Source organism: Sphingomonas sp. PvP018 (assembly GCF_017876865.1).
GTDB classification, from domain to species: Bacteria; Pseudomonadota; Alphaproteobacteria; order Sphingomonadales; family Sphingomonadaceae; genus Sphingomonas; species Sphingomonas aerolata.
This window is the reverse complement of the sequence record NZ_JAGIOU010000001.1, coordinates 3,006,427-3,023,373: the sequence shown is the minus strand read 5'-3', so window position 1 is coordinate 3,023,373 and position 16,947 is coordinate 3,006,427. Positions and strand designations below refer to the sequence as shown.

Genomic DNA, 16,947 nt, shown 5'->3' with positions numbered 1-16,947 from the left:
TGATGGGCGTGCCGATGCGACATAACGGCCTGTTCATCGCGCTGGGAGGCGCTGCGCTGGTCGCGACGGCCGGCGTTGCGGTCATGATTGCGCCCGCGCGAACCGGTCTGCCGATCACGCTCGATCCCGCCGCCGATGCCCCCTCCGCGACTGGGCCGCGCAAGCCTGCGCATCCGCGCTATACCGGCGTCAACATCGCGACGGGCGGCTTTGCCTCCAAGCGCATTCCCGGGCGCTACGGCTTCGACTATTTCTACCCCAAGCCACAGGAGACCGCGCCCTTCGTCGCCGCGGGCATGAACGCGATCCGCGTGCCCGTTCTCTGGGAACGGCTGCAACCGCGGCCCAATGCCCCGATCGACGCCGCGGAACTCGCACGGCTCGACGAATCGATCGCGGGGCTCGGCGGGTTCGGCCTGATCATCCTCGACGTGCACAATTACGCCAAATACCGGGGACAACGGCTCGACCAGATCGACCCGCGCGGCGCCATGCTCGCCGACCTCTGGACCCGCCTCGCCCGCCATTATGCCGGGGATCAGCGCATCGCGTTCGGCGTGATGAACGAACCCAATGGCCTCTCCGCCACGGCGTGGCGACCGATTGCGGAGGCGTCGTTACAGGCGATCCGCGCGACAGGCGCGCGCAATCTGGTGCTCGTCCCGGGAACGAACTGGTCGGGTGCCCATTCCTGGACGAAAGGCAGCGACTCGAACGGCGAAGCGCTGAAAACGCTCGTCGACCCGGCGAACAACATGGCGTTCGAGATGCACCAGTATCCGGATGCCGACTCCTCGGGAACGCATCCGGAATGCGTGTCGCCAAAGGCCGCCGCACAGGCATTCGATTCGGCCACCGCTTGGCTGCGCGCCAACAAGGCACGGGGATTTCTCGGCGAATTCGGCGCCAGCAGCGACCCGAACTGCCTCGCCGCGCTCGATGCGGTGCTCGGCACACTTGACGCGGGCTCGGACGTCTGGCTCGGTTGGACCTATTGGGCAGGCGGCGCCCTGTGGGGGCCGTATATGTACAGCGTGCAACCCGACAAGACCGGGGACAAACCGCAAATGTCTATCCTGATACGGCACAAATCTTAATGATCACAGGGTATAGTGGCCCCGTGGAGCCGTACGGCAATCCTATTGTGCGTTGCAGCAACGTCGCGTACCCGCTCCCCGGATCGGCAAGGCAGATACAAGAATTATGTTGAAGTCATGGATTGCATCGCTGACGCGCTGGCTGGACGGCCGCGGATGGGCCGAGCCCCCCGTGATCGAGCTGACGCATCGCTACACCCCGCCCGCCGCGCCGGTCGTCGACCTGCCCGCGGATCCCGCCCCGGCAAGCACCGCGACGCGGCTGATCGGCGACCGGCGCAGGATCGCGGACACGTTCGATGCCGCACGCCCGGTGCGAACCCGCGGCGAACTGTTCGGACGCGCGGTCGAGCTCGACCATCTGCTCGCCGCGACGCTCGACTTTCACCAGCATGCGGTGATCCACGGCGCACGCGGCTCGGGCAAGACGTCGCTGGTGCGGGTGCTCGGTGAGCATGCGGATGAATCGGGCGCCGTCGTGCTCTATTTCGCGTGCGAACCGCATGCGACCTTCGCCGACATCATCCGGCTCTATCTCGACGCGCTCCCGCCCGCAGCCTTCGCGCCGGGCGGACAGCGTGCCTTTGCGCAGAAGCTCGAACAGATGCCGGCCAATTTCGGCCCGCGGGCGTTCGTCGATCTGGTGGCAGACCGCGTCACCGCGCCGACGATCCTGATCTTCGACGAGTTCGACCGGATCGAGGATGCGAGCGTGAAGAGCGACGTCGCCGCGGCGATGAAGCTGCTGTCCGACGCGCTCGTCCCGGTGCTGTTCGTGCTGGTCGGGATCGCGCGGACCGTGTCCGACGTCGTCGCTGGCCACCCGTCGCTCCGCCGGCACATGCGGATCGTGTCGCTGGGCCGGATCGGCGCCGACAGCGTCGACGCGCTGATCGCACGTGGCGAGGCCAATACCGGCGTCCGCTTCGATACCGATGCGCGCGCGATGATCGCCGATGCCGCCTGTGGCTCGCCCTATCACCTGCGCATGCTGGCCGGGCATTCGTCGCTCGCCGCTGTCAGCAGCGACGCGGATATCGTCACCAAGGCGCATACCCGCACCGGCTTCGTCGATGCGTTCAGTCACTGGGCGCAGATGAACGAGCCCGATGCACGGCTGTTCGCGAAGGTCGTGCTCGGCTGCACGATCGAACAGCGCGATGCGCTCGAGGCTTTGGCCCGCGCCGCCGCGACGATGGACGTCGTTTTGCTTGATACCGATCGATATGATCGTGCCATTTCGATGCTAGACCCCGCATTGGTCCGCGAACGGGGCAATGACGGCGAACACGATGGCGTGTATTTCCGTGACAGTACCGCGCCGCAGATGCTGATCGCGCTGTTGATGACGACCCCTGTTTCCACCACGGCGGCCCGGCTTGGCGCACCGCAGGAGAGCAACCTTGCTAATACCCGCTGATCTGATCGCGTCGCTCAAGGCGCGCTGGCGTATCGAGCTGGCGATCATTCTGCTGATCGTCGTGCTGGTCGCACTCTGGACGGCCGTCACGCCCAAGACCTATGTCGCGCAGTCCTCATTGCTGTTCGACGGTGGCCCGGCCCAGTCTGTAACCGACGAGGCGGCGCCGCAGCAGGATGGCGTGGCCGCGCTCGTCGCGACCCAGGCCGACGTCCTGCAGAGCGAGGCGATCGCCGCCGCGGTCGTCCGCGACCTGAAGCTTGCCGCCAACCCGCAGGTTGCTGACCAGTGGCGTGCGCGCACCGGTGGCGCCGGCGACGTCAACGCCTGGTATGGTCGCCAGCTGCTCGGCGGGCTCGAGGTCATACCGGGCCGGACCTCGCGCGTGCTCGCGATCCGCTTCAAATCGGCCGATCCGCAATTCTCGGCCCAGGTCGCCAACGGCTTTGCCACCAGCTACCTCGATGCGCGCCTGCAACTGCAGACCGATCCCGCCCGCACCTATTCGCGCTGGTTCGAGGATCGCACGCGCGAGGTCCGCACCGCGCTCGAGCAGGCGCAGGGCCGGCTGACCGCGTTCCAGCGTCGCACCGGGATCGTCGACACGACGACCAACAACACCGACGCCGCCCGCCTGACCGAACTGTCCGGCCAGCTGACCGCAGCCGAAGCGGCGGCGGCGGATGCCGGCGCGCGCGCTGGCGGCGGCAGCACCGGGCTCGACGTGCAGTCGGCCGGTGTCGTCCAGGGTCTGCGCACGCAGATCTCGGCCAAGACGGCCGAAGTCGCACAGCTCAGCGCGGATCTCGGTCCGAACCACCCGCAGCGTCAGGCCGCCGAGGCGGAACTGTCGGCGCTGCGTCGCCGGCTCGCGGTCGAGACCGGGACGAGCACCAATGCGGTGCGCGTCGCCAGCGGTGCGGCGAGCAGCAAGGAAAGCCAGATGCGCGCCCTGCTGAACCAGCAGCGCGGCAAGATGCTGTCGCTCGCGGGTGACCGCGCCGAGCTCGACGTGCTTCAGCGTGACGTCGATTCGGCGCGCGCGGCCTATGACACCGTGACCCAGCGTCTCGGCACGATGCGGCTGCAGAGCGAGGCGCCGTCGACCAACGTCGTCCAGCTCGACGTCGCGCAGCCGCCGATGTTCCCCTCCTCGCCCAACGTACCGATGCGGTTGGCGCTCGGCCTCGTGCTGGGCGGGATGCTGGCGGCGGGGACGGCGCTGGCGCTCGAACTGTGGCGGCCGCGGGTGCGGACGTCGAGTGGCGCAGCGACGGCCATGGGTGTGCCCGTGCTGGGCTCGGTATCGTTTTCGCAGTCGCGCGTCGCGTCGCTGCTGGGTGGAAGGCAGACGTCATGAGGCTTCGTTCGAGCGAAACGGCAAATGTCGTTCGTCCCGCGGTCGCGCCGGGCGCCGAAGCGCCCAGCCAGCGGCAGCTTCTGGGCAAATTGCTGTCGCTGTCGCCCGAGGCGCATCGCCAGATCGAGCATCGCCAGGCTGAAACCGGGCTGTTGTTCGGCGAGGCGGCGGTCCAGCTCGGCTTTGCGACCGAGGAGCAGGTGCGCCGCGCGATCGAGCTGCAACAAGGCTTCACGGTTCTTCCCGAGGGCGATGAGCGCGTCGATCCGCTCGTCGTCGCTGCATTCGCGCCCGACGATCCCATCGCGGTCACCGCGCGCGACATTCGCGCGATCGTGACGCGCGACGTCCGTCCCGACGGCTCCCCGCTTCAGGGGATCGCGATGATCGGGATCGACGACGAAACGCTGCATACCACCGTGCTCACCGCCAATCTCGCGGTCGCGTGCGCCCAGGCCGGCTATTCGACGCTGCTGGTCGATGGCGGCATCGGCGCACCGCGTCAGCACGGGCTGTTCCGCCTGCCCAACCGCACCGGTCTGTCGACGCTGCTGTCGTCGGGCGGCCGCGTCGAGGCGATTGCCCAGACCACCGCGATCCCCGGCCTGTCGCTGCTGTCGGCGGGCCCGAGCGTCCCCAACGCGTCCGAGCTCTTCGATCGCCAGCGTCTCGCCAACACGCTCGATCCGCTGCGCGATCATTATGGGCTGGTGATCTTCGATGCCGGCCCCGCCAGCGCGACACAGCTCGAGGCGTGTTTCGGGCTCGACGCGGCGATCATCGTCGCGCGCCGCAACCGGTCGGATGCGCGCGCGCTGCGCAACGCCGCGGCCGTGCTGCAGGAGCATGCCACCCCCGTGCTCGGCTCGATCCTGATCGATTGAGCATGGTGGGCATGATGGAGATTCGGCGAATCGGCCACATCGATGTGGTCGCCACCGATGTACCGGGTGCCGTTGCACAGGTCGTTGCCGCGGTAGAAGGCGACGGTCCGGCCATCTTCGGCTTCTGCAATGCGCACAGCGTCAACCTTGCGCGGGCGGATCCCGCCTTCGTGACCGCGACGCGGGCGGGCGTGTTCTTCAACGACGGCAGCGGCGTCGATATCGCCAGCCGGCTGCTCTACGGCACGCGCTTCCCGGCCAATCTCAACGGCACCGACCTGACGCCCGCGGTGCTCGCCGCGCTGCCGGCGGGAACGGGCGTCTTCCTGCTCGGCAGCCCGCCGGGCGTCGCGCAGCGGGCCGGCGCGATCCTTGCAGAGCGCTTCCCAAACATCCGTATCGCGGGCAGCCATCACGGCTTTTTCAGCGCCGACGAGGCACCCGCCCTGTCGGAGCGGATCCGCGCATCGGGCGCGCGGCTCGTGCTCGCGGGCATGGGACAGCCGCGTCAGGAAAAATGGGCGGCCGCCAATGCGGGCGCGGTCGGTGCGGTGATCCTGTGCATCGGCGCCTTTCTCGATTTCACTGCGGGCCAGTTCGTCCGCGCGCCGCTCTGGATGCAGCGCGCGGGCATCGAATGGACCTTCCGCCTTCTGCAGGAGCCCCGACGGATGGCGTCTCGCTATCTGGTCGGGAACGCGACCTTCCTGGCCGCGACACTCGGACAACGGATGAAGCGATGAAACAGATGATGCCTCCTCGCCTGCACCGCGCACTCTCGCGCCTGCGTAACGCGCCGCCACCGTCCTATGACGACCGCTATCCGCGCGTCGACGTGTTCGAATGGCGTCCCGCGGGCAGCGCGATCAATTTCGGCGACCGGCTCGCGACGGTCGTCGCCGAGCGTGTTCTCGCGCTGCACGGCCGCAGCCTCGACGAGGAGACGGCGCGCGACGCGACGCTGTTCACGGTCGGATCGGTGATGCATTTCGCCAAGACCGGCGACACCGTCTGGGGCTCGGGCGTCAACGGCAAGATTCCCGCCGACCGCCACGCCTTCGACGCACTCGACATCCGCGCGGTCCGCGGTCCGCTGACCGCGGCCTTCCTCGCGGAGCGCGGGCTGAACGTCCCGGCGGTCTATGGCGACCCCGCGCTGCTGCTGCCGACGCTGTTCCCCGACCGGTTCAAGCGGCACAGCGCCCGGCCGGTCCTGTTCGTCCCCAACCTCCACGACCTCACGCTCGCGCCGACGCTCGGCTTGCCGTTCGTATCGCCGCTGCGCGGCTGGAACGCGGTCGTCGAGCAGATCGTCGGCGCCGATCTGGTGCTCGCGAGTTCGCTCCACGGCGTCGTGATCGCCGAGGCCTTCGGCATTCCCGCGCGGCATGTGCGCCTGACCGAGACCGAGCCGCCGTTCAAATATGACGATTATGCGCGCGGGACCGGACGATCCGGCATCGACTCCGCGAACAGCGTCGCCGAAGCGCTCGAAATGGGGGGCGCACCGCCGATATCCTTCGATCCCCAGGCACTGCTCGCGACATTCCCGCACGATTTGTGGGAGTGAGTCATGGCTGCCCCCTCATTAGGTAAACAGGTCGGACGCGGCGCAATCTGGTCGGTCGTCAACAGCGCGCTCGTCCAGGTCATCAACCTCCTGGTCTTTCTGGTGACCGCGCGGTTCGTCCCGGTCGCCGATTTCGGCATCCTCGCCACCTGCCTGCTCTTCGTCGAGCTGTTCAAGCAGATCTCGGTCGAAAGCTTCGCCACCGCGATCGTCTCGCGCGGTGCGCCCGACGCCGGCGACTACAATGCCTGCTTCCTGCTGATCCAGATCGGCGCGGTGATCGGCGCGGCGCTGATGCTGCTGTCGGCGCAGTTCATCTCGGAGATCATGCACAATGAGCGGATCGAGTTCGCGCTCCGGCTGACCTCCGTCCTGCTGCTCAGTTCGGGGCTGTCGCGCACGCATGAGGCGTGGATGACGCGCCAGTTGCTGTTCAAGCCGCTCGCGATCCGCTCGATCCTCGCGCTCCTCGTCGGCGGCGGTGCGGGCCTGTTCCTCGCGATGAACGGCTGGGGCCTGACTGCGCTCGTCGTCCAGCAGCTCACCACCTCCTTGCTGTCGACGATCCTTCTCTGGGTCGTTAGCGACTGGCGGCCGAGCCTGCGCGTCGAACGGGCAAAGCTGCTCGCGACCTGGCGCTATGGCCGGCACGTCGCGATCACCGGCTTCACCAACTTCGCCAACACGCAGAGCGACACCTTCTTCTCGTCCTATTATCTCGGCGCGTCGGCGACGGGCATCTACAACGCTGCCAAGCGCATCCTGCTCGGCCTCAACCAGCTGATGGCATCCGCGCTGTCGCGCGTCGCGCTGCCGACCTTTGCCGGACTTCGCGACGACGAGGAACGGCTTCGCGGCGCGTTTCTGAACGCGGTATCGTTCACCACCGCGATCACCGCGCCGATGTTCCTGTCGCTCATCGCGGTCAGCGATCTGGTCGTGCGCGTCGCGCTCGGCGCGAAATGGATGGAAGCGGCACCGATCATCTCGATCATCGCCGGCACCGCCTATCTGACGACGATCGGCCAGTACAACCAGGCGATCATCCTGGTGAAGGACAAGCCGCACTGGCAGACGGTCCTCACCTCGATCTACGCGGTCAGCAACATATCGCTGTTTCTCGTCGTCGTGCGCTATGGTCTCCAGGCGCTCGCGATCGGCTTCACCGTCCGCGCCGTCCTGCTCTACCCGCTCTCGGTCGGCGCGGCCCTCCACCTGCTGAGGATAAAACCGATGGCCTATGCTGCCCGCATAGCACCCTCGCTTGCCGCATCCGCGGTGATGGTCGGGGCGCTGCTTCTGCTGCACCGGACGATCGACGTCCCCTCCCCGCTGCTCGCGCTGGTCATCCACGTCGCGGTCGGTGCGGTCGTCTATGCCGCGGCGCTGTTCGTGATCGGCCGCCGCGACATGCTCGCGCTCATCCGCTTCGCGCGGACGGCGGTGGCCCGTGGCTGATCCGCTCCGCGTCCTCGCCTGGCCCGCCGGTGATCCGAGCGACCTCAACCCCTATGTCCGCCGCATGTACGGCGCGTTCCGCGCGCCCTCGGCCTCGGTCACCGCGTTCCGTCCGCTGATGCGGCGCATCCCCGCCGCGGACATCTTCCATATCCACTGGCCCGAGGGGATCTTCGAAGGCTCGGGCAGCAACAACCCGGCGATCGTCGCGGCCAAGGCAGCGCGTGTGCTGAACGCCGCGCGGCGGATCCGGCAATCGGGCGGCAAGCTCGTCGTGACCGCGCACAATGTCACGCCGCACCGCGACCTGACCGGCTGGCGGCACCGGATCTGGCACGCCTATCATGCACGGCTCCTCGGCCAGATCGATCACCTGATCGGCCTGTCCGCTGCCTCGCTCGAGCGCTATCGCGCCGCGCATCCGGCAATCGAGGCGGTGGCGGGGACGATCATTCCGCACCCGCATTACCGTGAGGACTATCCCGCGATCCCTCGGGCCGAAGCGCGCGCGGCCTGGGCGATCCCCGACGGTATCTGGGTGCTCGGCATGATCGGGTCGCTGCGCCCCAGCAAGAACCTCGTCGAGGCCGCCGAGGCGTTCCTCGCGATCCGCCGGCCCGATGAGATGCTGCTGATCGCGGGCGAAGCGGGCGATGACGACATCGCCGCGCAGTTGGCCGGCGTCGCGGCGCGATCCGACGGGACGATCCGTATCGTAGCCGGCCCGCTCGACGACATGCGCTTCGCCTCGGCGATTGCCGCCTGCGACGCCTGTATGATGAACCAGACGTCGACGCTCAATTCGGGCACAGCGCTCGTTACCCTGTCGCTCGACCGCCCGCTGCTCGCCCCGGCGGTCGGCACGCTGCCCAGCCTCGCGGCGGAGATCGCCGGCGGCTGGGTCACGCTGTTCGATCCTCCGCTCGCGCCGCCGGCGTTGCGCGCAAGCATCGACACGCTTCGCACCAGCCCGCCGGGCGGCCGCCCCGATCTGGAGCCGCTCGATCCGATGCGACTGTCCGAGGCAATGCTCGCGCAATTCAAGAAGGTGGCGTCGGGCTGACCTTGGGCGCGAAGCCCTTCGCATCGTCGATCTTCGCCGCCTTGCACAGCACCGCCTGACGCTGGCTGATCCCCGACTGCACCTGCTCGGTCGCGAGCCCGTCAGGCCTCGACGTCGCGCCCGCTCGGGGTCGGGCGCAGCGCCGTGGTCGTCGTCAGGGCAGTCCCACCGCGAGAGCGGGGGCAAGATACTGCATTTGCCCGAGACGATGAGAAAATCTAGAAGGACCGGGCATAGGGATCGCCTCTGACGGAATGTGGCGCCGACCGGGTTCCGGGCGGCTTGGGAAGTATATCATGGAAACAATTTACGATTGGCTGAGCGTCGCGGTATTTGCGGGCCTGGCGCTACTCTATCTGCAACGCTCGATGGAGGATGAGCCGGTCGATACGGTGTGGCATTATCTGCCGCCCGCGATCGCCTGTGCGCTGAGCAACTGGCTCGGCAACGAAGGCTATGCGATCCCCGCCGTGCTCGTGCTTGCGGCCAGTGTCGGCTATATCATCTACGTGCTGCGCCCATCCCTGCCCGGGCGCTGATCCGGCCGGCTGGACGCGCCGGCCCCGGCAGCAGCGGTTGATCATGGTAGAACAGGATCTGCATTACCCTAAACCCGCCGCTAACCAGGTTTGAAGAGGCCTCCTTTGCACCGGCCGGATGAAGGATCGGGTGCCAACGGAGAATTTCCAATGCCCCTGATCCACGACGCGCATCGCGCCGTCGCGTCCGCCGCGACGGCCCCGGCCGCTCGCCCGCATGCCCTGAACCGCGTCCTGCCGCGCTCAACTTATGATGGTGGCCGACCTGCCCGCATCGGCGCTGCCCTGCGCGGCATGGTCGGCATCGCGGCGCTGGCGATGCTCGCCGCCTGCGGATCCGCGGTCGAAGCGCCCGAACAGGCGGGGATCGTCGTCGTCAGCTCGGGGGCCGGACCGAGCGAATCCGGTATTGCGGTTGCAGCAGCGGCACCGCCTGCAGCGGCGATCGGTGCCGACGCGGGCACACCAGCCACCAGCGACACGGACGATGCGGTCATCCCTCCCGACACCATGCGGGACCCGGATCATATGCAATATGCCAGCCTGGTCGAATAACCGGACTGGCCCGTGGCTTAGTTAGACAGGCGGCGCGCTGATCGGCGCGCCGCCTGTCCCGGTCGATCAGCGGCCGACCGCGTGATAGGTCAGCCCGGCCTTCTCGACCATGTCGCGCGGATAGATGTTGCGCAGGTCGACGAGCACCGGCGACGCCAGCAGCGACTTGACGCGCTTGAAGTCGAGCGCGCGGAAGATGTCCCATTCGGTCACGATGACAAGAGCCTCGGCGCCCTCCATCGTCTCATAGGGACCGGTGCAATAGGTCACGTCCTTGATGACCGCCTTCGCCTGCTCATGACCCTCGGGATCATAGACGTTGATCGTCGCGCCGGCATCCTGCAGCGTCTGGATCAGCGCGATCGCCGGGCTGTCGCGCATGTCGTCGGTGTTCGGCTTGAAGGTCAGGCCAAGCACCGCGATCGTCTTGCCGCGAACGTCGCCACCGACGGCGGCGATGACCTTGCGGCCCATTGCGCGCTTGCGATTGTCGTTCACCGCGACGACCGCCTCGACGATGCGCTGCGGCGCGTCGTGATCCTGCGCGGTCTTGAGCAGCGCGAGCGTGTCCTTGGGGAAGCACGAACCGCCATAGCCGGGGCCTGCGTGCAGGAACTTGGAGCCGATACGGTTGTCGAGGCCGATGCCGCGCGCAACGTCCTGCACGTCCGCGCCGACCTTCTCACACAGATCGGCGATCTCGTTGATGAAGGTGATCTTGGTCGCGAGGAACGCGTTGCCGGCATATTTGGTCAGCTCGGCAGCACGCCGGCTCATCTCGACGAGCGGCGACCGACCGAGGGCGAGCGGACGATAGATCTCGCGCATGACCGCCAGACCCTTCTCGTCGTCGCTGCCGATCACAACGCGGTCGGGACGCTTGAAATCGTCGATCGCGGCGCCTTCGCGCAGGAATTCGGGGTTCGACACGACCGCGAAATCGGCATCGGGATTGACGCGGCGGATGATCCGCTCGACCTCGTCGCCGGTGCCGACCGGGACCGTGGACTTGTCGACGATCGCGGTGAAGCCGTCGATCGCGCCGGCAATTTCCTCGGCGGCGGCATAGACATAGGACAGGTCGGCATGACCGTCACCGCGCCGCGACGGCGTACCGACGGCGATGAAGACCGCGTCGACGCCCTTCACGCTTGCGGCAAGATCGGTACCGAAGCGCAACCGCCCGGCTTCGACGCCGCGCGCCACCAGTGCATCCAGACCCGGCTCGTAGATCGGCATGATGCCGTTTTCGAGCGCCGCGATCTTGCCGGCATCCTTGTCGATGCAGATGACGTCATGTCCGAAATCGGCGAAACATGCGCCCGACACCAAACCAACGTAACCCGATCCCACCATCGCTATGCGCATTATAATCCCTCAGACGATGTTGGTCCCTACGATCGTCGTACGGACATTGATATTCGGCGGAACTCCTAGAAGATGAACCGCCAGCCATCAATAAGGTGGTTCACCTGATGCGGCGGGCCGGTACGCTGCTCCAGCGATCCGTGCCGATACCGATCAAACGCCGATATCCGAGAGGGTTGGCGGGCCGGCCCGCGCCCGCGGGCGACGCGCCAGCCCCGCTCATTCAGTCCGCGACGATGCGGGCGTCAGGGTAGTTTTCGGGACGAAGCACGCGGTCGGCGACCTCCGTCCAGGTCGAGAAATGCCGCGCGGGCACCTGCCCCGCCAGCGCCAGCGCCTTTTCGGTCGCCGCGATCATCGACGCCGGATCGTTTGACACATAGCCGGCGCGGAACGGGTTCGCTCCGACCGCGAAATCGGGGCAGACCGCGGGGATCTGCAGATATTCATATTGTCCCAATTTCAGACTCGACTCGGCAAGATACTCGACCCCCGGCGCCAGCCGGTAGGGGGCGATGCCGATGCTCGCATGCTTGATATAGGGCAGCGTGGCGCGGAACGGCATTTCCTTGTGGACGAACACGTTGTCGGGCCCCTTGAAGCTCTTCCCGCAGCCGATCACGTGGAAATGCACATCGGGAAACTGCGGCGCGACCGCATGGAAGAAGCTTTCGTCGAACAGCATCGACCCGACCGCTACGGCATTGCGCTGCGCAGTATAGGGCGACGGCCCGACGGTCTCGAAGTCGGCGGGATCGATCCCGAATTCGGCACGGTACAGGCGATCCTTCGCCCACAGGAAATCCGACACCATCTTGGTCGACCGCAGGCAGACATGGTCGATATGCCGCGCATTCTTCACCAGATGGCGGCGGACATAGGGGTGCGCACCGACGGTATCGAGCCGGTCGGTGGCGTAATAGATGATCTTGGCGGTCGGGTTGAGCCGCTTGATCCGGTCGATGAAGATCGCTGCAACGCTCGATTCGATGACGATATAGTCCGCCGCCTGGAATGCGCCGTCGATATCGGCATTGGGCAGCCTGGCGAACAGCGGAAACAGCTTCGCCATCACCGCATCGGCGACCGCGTTGTTGGTCGCAAAGGGATGCAGCGGCGTCCGCCAGAGATAGCAATTGACGCCGTCCACCTTGTGCCAAGCATTGGCCTGGTCCCACAGGAACAGGCGCGAATCGCCCTTCCGCTTCGAGATCAGGCTGAACCGGGTCGAGATGAACGACACGTCGCAGCCATCCTGCGCCAGCGCATGCGCGACCTGGTGGATGCTCGCGCGCTTGGGCGTCCGGTAATCCTGAAATGCCGACAGGATGACGACACGGGAACGCTTTGGCTGCGCCGGCGCTGGCTTATCGGACATGCATGACACTCCATCGACTTTGGGCTGGACGGTTGGCCGTAATCAGACAAAGGGGCTGGCAATCTGGATCACGTTGGGAAGCCGATGCACGTTCTTCACGTCGTTCGTCAATTTTATCCGGCCATTGGCGGGCTGGAAGACGCCGTCAGCAATCTCGCGGTCGCGCTCAAGCGGGACTGCGGAATCACGACGTCGGTGGTCACGCTCGACCGGCAGTTTTCGCGTCTCGACGCGACGCTGCCGCCGCGCGACACCTATCAGGGCGTGCCCGTGCAGCGAATCCCGTTCCGCGGCTCGACGCGCTATCCGCTCGCGCCCACCGTGCTGCAGCATCTCGGTCAGGCGGACATCGTCCATGTCCATGCGATCGATTCGTTCTTCGACGGCATGGCGCTCACCCGCCCGCTCCACCGCCGGCCGATGGTCGCCTCGACGCATGGCGGCTTCTTCCACACCGATTTCGCCAGCCGGCTGAAGCTCGCCTATTTCGCCAGCGTCACGCGCGCTTCGTCGCTCGCCTATGACCGGATCATCGCCTCGAGCGAAAGCGACGCCGCCCGGTTCAACGAGATCGCCGCGAGCAAGACGGTGACGATCGAGAATGGCGTCAATATCGGCAAGTGGCAGGGTGCAGGGTCGCCACAGCCGACCCGGACGATGATCTATATCGGCCGCTTTTCCTCGAACAAGAACATCACCGGCCTGATCGACCTCGTGGCCGCGCTCGGCCGGCTTCACGGCGACTGGCGGCTGATCATCGCGGGCGGCCCGGCCGACGTCACGCCTGCACAGATCGAGGAGCATATGCGCCGGACCGGTACCGAACGGGCGGTCACGCTCGTGCCCTCGCCCAGTGACGAGGGTATCAAGGCGTTGATCGGCGAGGCCAGCTATATCGGCTCGGCGTCACGCTACGAAGGCTTCGGGCTGAGTGTGGTCGAAGGCCTGTCCGCTGGCCTGACCCCGATCGTCAGCGACATCCCGCCGTTCCGTCGGCTGGTCCGCTCGTCCGGCAGCGGCATCCTGTTCGACATTGACGATGTCGAGGCGGGCGCGGCCCGGATCGAAGCCGCGCACCGCGATGCGAGCGCCGCCTATGAGTCGAACCGAGGAAACAACATCGCCGCGAGTCTGGCCTATGACTGGCGCAGCGTCGCGCGGCAGTTCGCCGATGTGTATGAAGATGTCCTGCGGAAACGCGGCGTGCAGGGCTGAGAACATCGAGGTACTTAGCCGCGTTTTCCGGGGCGATTCGCTGAGGAGGAGCGCATCGTCGCTCGGCATCGATCACTATGCCCACATCGCCAAAGCCGAGTTTACCGCGAGCGAACAAGCCCTGTTGCTTCAAGCGGGTCGGGCGAACGCTCAGGGCTGAGAATCACCGCGGACACTACGGCGAAGGCGAACGGTCATATCTCGAGCGCCGAAGCACTTTGGCAATTCGACGACCGGAATCGTCAGACACAGGCGGACGCGAGATTAGCGACCGCCCATGTGCTTGAAATTAGGCCAGGAAGAACGCCATCAGGACGATCAGTGCCCAGAGCGCAACGCTAACCGCGAGGCCAGTGATAAGACCGAGCACGGCCGAGGGGATTTCGGGATAGGATGGGGCCTGGATAGCCGGGCCGGGAAGCGCAGTCATGAACACTCTCCTCAGCGGTCGTTTCAACCGTCTTGTCTCAACATGGGACAGGGGTCATAAATAATCAATACTAATATCTAGACTAGCGCGAAATTAGCTAAGATCCTGAAAATCTTGTGCGTTCAACGGGTCGGCAAGGCCGGCAAACGCCCCCGGAGCAGGGCTGCAACGCGCAGACCACCACACCAGCGTCAGCGTCGGTTCAGAACGATGAAAGTCCGCGCAGCAGCAGCGTCGCGAGAGCCCAGCATGCGCAGCTCGCCACGACCAGCAGGATAAGCCGCACCGGCGCTGCAAAGCGCTGCGGCGGCGCCAGCGCCGCACCCGCGGCGGGCATCGGCACCACCGCGCTGTCGGGGATCAACGACAGCACTGCGGACTCGCAGATCGTGTGCGTGAAGGCCGACTGGATCTGGTCGTTCGTCAGCAGGGGCTGGAACGCGCAGCCATGCGCTTCACCGTCGCGCCACGCAATCCGCGCCGTCGCCTGCCCCGCACCGGCCAGGCCGACGCGGATATGGGCGCCGACCGGCAGGACGCTGGCGCTGGAAAAACGGAAACCGCCTTCGGACAGATCCTCGACACGGACGTCGATCGCCCGCGCATCGGCGGCACGAACCGTGCTCGCGCGCGCTATTGCCGCACGACTCGGCTTTCGCCGGCGCTCGGCCACCGGCTCGATCGCCGTCATCTCCGCCCGCACGCTAGATGATCCAGGCAAGGACACCAGCGAGCGCCGCGGCGAAGACCGCCACGCCGGCGATGGTCGAACCGGCCCGGATCGCGCGTTCACCCAACGAGGCGGGCTCGACCGGAAGGAGCCAGTTCTCGTAATCGATCCGGTCGCCGGCCAACGGGTTGGCGGCACGCGGGTCGACGACCTGAAGCTCGGCCGCGAGCGGGTCTGCGACGGAACGCGCCCCGTCGAACGAATCCGTCGTAGCGCCGGAAAGCGGATCGCCGCCACGAAACGCCGCATGTGGCGATACGGTGTCAGCCAGGTTAGCAAGAGGTGCGTGAAGGGGCATGACGACACCATGCCATACTGGTGGTTAAGAAAGCGTATGTTAAATTGCGGCCGCGGCATTTTTTGTACGTGTTTTACGGTGCACTAGAATGCGTTGCGGTGCACAACGACCCGTACCGTAGACACGAGAATGCCAAAGTCGCGCCACACGGACCAGCCCAGGATATATTCCAGATCGGCCTGAAGGCGCTGCGTCAGATCGTCGCGGCGATGCGTCGCACCCCGGAATCCGCGCACCTGCGCGAGACCGGTGATCCCCGGCTTGAGCGCGTGACGGTGCCAATAGCGTTCATCGACCTCCCAGAACAGCTGCTGTCCCGCCAGCGACCCCAATGCATGCGGTCGCGGCCCGACGATGCTCATCGATCCGAGCAGCACGTTCAGCAGCTGGGGCAGCTCGTCGACGCTGGTCGCGCGGATCACGCGACCGACGCGCGTGATCCGGTCGTCGGTGCGGGACGCCGAAACGCTGCCGCTGGCGTCCGACTGCTCGACCCGCATCGACCGGAACTTGAACACCTTGAACAGCGCGTTGCCCCGCCCGACGCGATCCTGCCGGAAGAAGACCGGTCCGCGGCTGTCGATCTTGATCGCGGCGGCGGTAATCAGCAGCAGCGGCAGCACGACGATCAGCGCGGGCACCGCAAAGGCCAGATCGAACGTCCGCTTGATCATCCGGTTGCGCGTGCTCAGCGGTCCGACCGCGACGACCAGGGTCGACCGCCCGACGAAAGTGTCGAGCCCGATCGCGCCGACCTGGTCGATTTCGTTCGAAATAATCTCGCCGCGAATGCCCGCCCCCTTCAGGAGCATCGCCCATTCGCGCTCCTTGTCGGGCCGACAGGCGATCACGACGCGGTCGACACCGCGCAATTGGCGCGCGAGTCGATCGAGCATCATCGGATCCTGCATGTTCGGGCGAAGGTTCGCGGCCCGCGTCTCGACGACTTTGCAATGTGCAGGCACCGCGAACTCGACGTCGTCCAAGATCACCAGATCGGTGGTCACGTTGCCGCCAATCGTCAGGCGGACAAACCGATCGATGACCAATCGAAAGACTGCGAGAAGCACGAAGCTGCCGAGCATTCCGATGCTGATGACGCCGCGGGATTCCGCCTGCACCGCCCGGAAATAGTAGGAGATGAACAAAAAGCTTGAAAAGGCTAGTAAAAGCGCCGTCGCCGAGCGCATGATGCCGGCCCGGGCCTTGCGCAGCACGTCAATCGAGTAGGCGCCATTATTGAACGCCGTCAGCACATATATTGGCGCCGTGACGATGACGACGTTCATATGCGACGTAACAGCAAAACGGCCATATTTTGCAAATATACCGAGCTCGAATGCAGCAACCACCGCGAGCAGATCAGCAAACACCAGCAGGATATAAAGAGCGATGCGCAGTTGGTGACGATGCGAGGTCGAGCCAATACGATCGAACACTGCACCGCGCGTGCCGGTAACTTTAGTATTTTCCACAGTGCCAGCTCCCTGCCCGCCACAATCTCGACTTATGCTCAGCAGGGCCAAGGCTCTGCCATAGGCGGTTTGAAGAAACCAGAGCCGAGATGCGCGGCTCATCCCAT

General features: G+C 66.1%; 17 protein-coding genes. 11 read left to right on the top strand and 6 right to left on the bottom strand.

Annotated elements, in window-relative coordinates:
• Positions 1–14 precede the first annotated feature (14 nt).
• The 10 genes from J3A66_RS13510 to J3A66_RS13465 all read left to right on the top strand — a co-directional run bounded on the left by J3A66_RS13510 (position 15) and on the right by J3A66_RS13465 (position 9,946).
• Positions 15–1,097, top strand: a complete 1,083-nt coding sequence (locus J3A66_RS13510) for a glycoside hydrolase family 5 protein (RefSeq protein WP_245337072.1) — start codon at positions 15–17, stop codon at positions 1,095–1,097.
• Positions 1,098–1,203: 106 nt separating this feature from the next.
• Positions 1,204–2,517: an AAA family ATPase gene (locus J3A66_RS13505; RefSeq protein ID WP_056673957.1), complete on the top strand. Its 1,314-nt coding sequence runs from the start codon at positions 1,204–1,206 to the stop codon at positions 2,515–2,517.
• The gene (locus J3A66_RS13500) at positions 2,501–3,877 is read left to right on the top strand and encodes a GNVR domain-containing protein (RefSeq protein WP_052149186.1); all 1,377 of its coding nucleotides are present in this window, start codon (positions 2,501–2,503) and stop codon (positions 3,875–3,877) included. Before J3A66_RS13505 ends, J3A66_RS13500 begins: the two co-directional genes overlap by 17 nt.
• Complete coding sequence (locus J3A66_RS13495) at positions 3,874–4,761, top strand: CpsD/CapB family tyrosine-protein kinase (protein WP_037530233.1); 888 nt, start codon at positions 3,874–3,876, stop codon at positions 4,759–4,761. Before J3A66_RS13500 ends, J3A66_RS13495 begins: the two co-directional genes overlap by 4 nt.
• 11 nt (positions 4,762–4,772) lie before the next feature.
• Positions 4,773–5,504, top strand: a complete 732-nt coding sequence (locus tag J3A66_RS13490) for a WecB/TagA/CpsF family glycosyltransferase (protein WP_209569412.1) — start codon at positions 4,773–4,775, stop codon at positions 5,502–5,504.
• Positions 5,501–6,331, top strand: a complete 831-nt coding sequence (locus J3A66_RS13485; protein ID WP_209569410.1) for a polysaccharide pyruvyl transferase family protein — start codon at positions 5,501–5,503, stop codon at positions 6,329–6,331. Before J3A66_RS13490 ends, J3A66_RS13485 begins: the two co-directional genes overlap by 4 nt.
• Positions 6,332–6,334: 3 nt before the next feature.
• A complete protein-coding gene (locus J3A66_RS13480; RefSeq protein ID WP_042467778.1) occupies positions 6,335–7,789 on the top strand; it encodes a lipopolysaccharide biosynthesis protein in 1,455 nt (484 codons plus the stop codon).
• Positions 7,782–8,852: a hypothetical protein gene (locus J3A66_RS13475; protein ID WP_209569408.1), complete on the top strand. Its 1,071-nt coding sequence runs from the start codon at positions 7,782–7,784 to the stop codon at positions 8,850–8,852. Before J3A66_RS13480 ends, J3A66_RS13475 begins: the two co-directional genes overlap by 8 nt.
• Before the next feature lie 296 nt (positions 8,853–9,148).
• Entirely contained in the window at positions 9,149–9,391 is a 243-nt protein-coding gene (locus tag J3A66_RS13470; RefSeq protein ID WP_031396237.1) for an XrtV sorting system accessory protein, read from the top strand.
• Positions 9,392–9,541: 150 nt separating this feature from the next.
• Entirely contained in the window at positions 9,542–9,946 is a 405-nt protein-coding gene (locus tag J3A66_RS13465; protein ID WP_209569406.1) for a hypothetical protein, read from the top strand.
• Positions 9,947–10,012: 66 nt separating this feature from the next.
• Here J3A66_RS13465 and J3A66_RS13460 read toward each other — a convergent pair whose 3' ends face one another.
• Together J3A66_RS13460 and J3A66_RS13455 are read right to left on the bottom strand one after the other, a co-directional pair.
• Positions 10,013–11,314: a UDP-glucose/GDP-mannose dehydrogenase family protein gene (locus J3A66_RS13460; protein ID WP_031396235.1), complete on the bottom strand. Its 1,302-nt coding sequence runs from the start codon at positions 11,312–11,314 to the stop codon at positions 10,013–10,015.
• A gap of 223 nt (positions 11,315–11,537) precedes the next feature.
• Positions 11,538–12,692: a polysaccharide biosynthesis protein GumK gene (locus J3A66_RS13455; protein WP_209569404.1), complete on the bottom strand. Its 1,155-nt coding sequence runs from the start codon at positions 12,690–12,692 to the stop codon at positions 11,538–11,540.
• An 84-nt stretch (positions 12,693–12,776) separates the two neighbouring features.
• Here J3A66_RS13455 and J3A66_RS13450 point away from each other — a divergent pair, with 84 nt between their 5' ends.
• Positions 12,777–13,907: a glycosyltransferase family 4 protein gene (locus tag J3A66_RS13450; RefSeq protein ID WP_209569403.1), complete on the top strand. Its 1,131-nt coding sequence runs from the start codon at positions 12,777–12,779 to the stop codon at positions 13,905–13,907.
• A gap of 289 nt (positions 13,908–14,196) precedes the next feature.
• On the opposite strand, the gene J3A66_RS13445 is transcribed toward J3A66_RS13450, so the two are convergent.
• The 4 genes from J3A66_RS13445 to J3A66_RS13430 form a co-directional block, all read right to left on the bottom strand.
• Positions 14,197–14,337: a hypothetical protein gene (locus J3A66_RS13445; RefSeq protein ID WP_156360375.1), complete on the bottom strand. Its 141-nt coding sequence runs from the start codon at positions 14,335–14,337 to the stop codon at positions 14,197–14,199.
• A gap of 202 nt (positions 14,338–14,539) precedes the next feature.
• Positions 14,540–15,040 (bottom strand): PilZ domain-containing protein, encoded by a 501-nt coding sequence (locus J3A66_RS13440; protein WP_166746302.1) that lies wholly within the window; start codon positions 15,038–15,040, stop codon positions 14,540–14,542.
• A 1-nt stretch (position 15,041) separates the two neighbouring features.
• Complete coding sequence (locus J3A66_RS13435) at positions 15,042–15,365, bottom strand: hypothetical protein (RefSeq protein ID WP_209569401.1); 324 nt, start codon at positions 15,363–15,365, stop codon at positions 15,042–15,044.
• Positions 15,366–15,448: 83 nt separating this feature from the next.
• Positions 15,449–16,840: an exopolysaccharide biosynthesis polyprenyl glycosylphosphotransferase gene (locus tag J3A66_RS13430; RefSeq protein ID WP_311725014.1), complete on the bottom strand. Its 1,392-nt coding sequence runs from the start codon at positions 16,838–16,840 to the stop codon at positions 15,449–15,451.
• Between the last annotated feature and the right edge of the window lie 107 nt (positions 16,841–16,947).

What these genes read in the sequence shown, in the direction of transcription:
- J3A66_RS13470 (WP_031396237.1), top strand. Translation starts at nt 9,149, where the DNA reads ATGGAAACAATTTACGATTGGCTGAGCGTCGCGGTATTTGCGGGCCTG.
- J3A66_RS13495 (WP_037530233.1), top strand. Translation starts at nt 3,874, where the DNA reads ATGAGGCTTCGTTCGAGCGAAACGGCAAATGTCGTTCGTCCCGCGGTC.
- J3A66_RS13485 (WP_209569410.1), top strand. Translation starts at nt 5,501, where the DNA reads ATGAAACAGATGATGCCTCCTCGCCTGCACCGCGCACTCTCGCGCCTG.
- J3A66_RS13450 (WP_209569403.1), top strand. Translation starts at nt 12,777, where the DNA reads ATGCACGTTCTTCACGTCGTTCGTCAATTTTATCCGGCCATTGGCGGG.
- J3A66_RS13505 (WP_056673957.1), top strand. Translation starts at nt 1,204, where the DNA reads ATGTTGAAGTCATGGATTGCATCGCTGACGCGCTGGCTGGACGGCCGC.
- J3A66_RS13490 (WP_209569412.1), top strand. Translation starts at nt 4,773, where the DNA reads ATGATGGAGATTCGGCGAATCGGCCACATCGATGTGGTCGCCACCGAT.
- J3A66_RS13460 (WP_031396235.1), bottom strand. Translation starts at nt 11,314, where the DNA reads ATGCGCATAGCGATGGTGGGATCGGGTTACGTTGGTTTGGTGTCGGGC.
- J3A66_RS13480 (WP_042467778.1), top strand. Translation starts at nt 6,335, where the DNA reads ATGGCTGCCCCCTCATTAGGTAAACAGGTCGGACGCGGCGCAATCTGG.
- J3A66_RS13510 (WP_245337072.1), top strand. Translation starts at nt 15, where the DNA reads ATGCGACATAACGGCCTGTTCATCGCGCTGGGAGGCGCTGCGCTGGTC.
- J3A66_RS13445 (WP_156360375.1), bottom strand. Translation starts at nt 14,337, where the DNA reads ATGACTGCGCTTCCCGGCCCGGCTATCCAGGCCCCATCCTATCCCGAA.
- J3A66_RS13455 (WP_209569404.1), bottom strand. Translation starts at nt 12,692, where the DNA reads ATGTCCGATAAGCCAGCGCCGGCGCAGCCAAAGCGTTCCCGTGTCGTC.
- J3A66_RS13465 (WP_209569406.1), top strand. Translation starts at nt 9,542, where the DNA reads ATGCCCCTGATCCACGACGCGCATCGCGCCGTCGCGTCCGCCGCGACG.
- J3A66_RS13435 (WP_209569401.1), bottom strand. Translation starts at nt 15,365, where the DNA reads ATGCCCCTTCACGCACCTCTTGCTAACCTGGCTGACACCGTATCGCCA.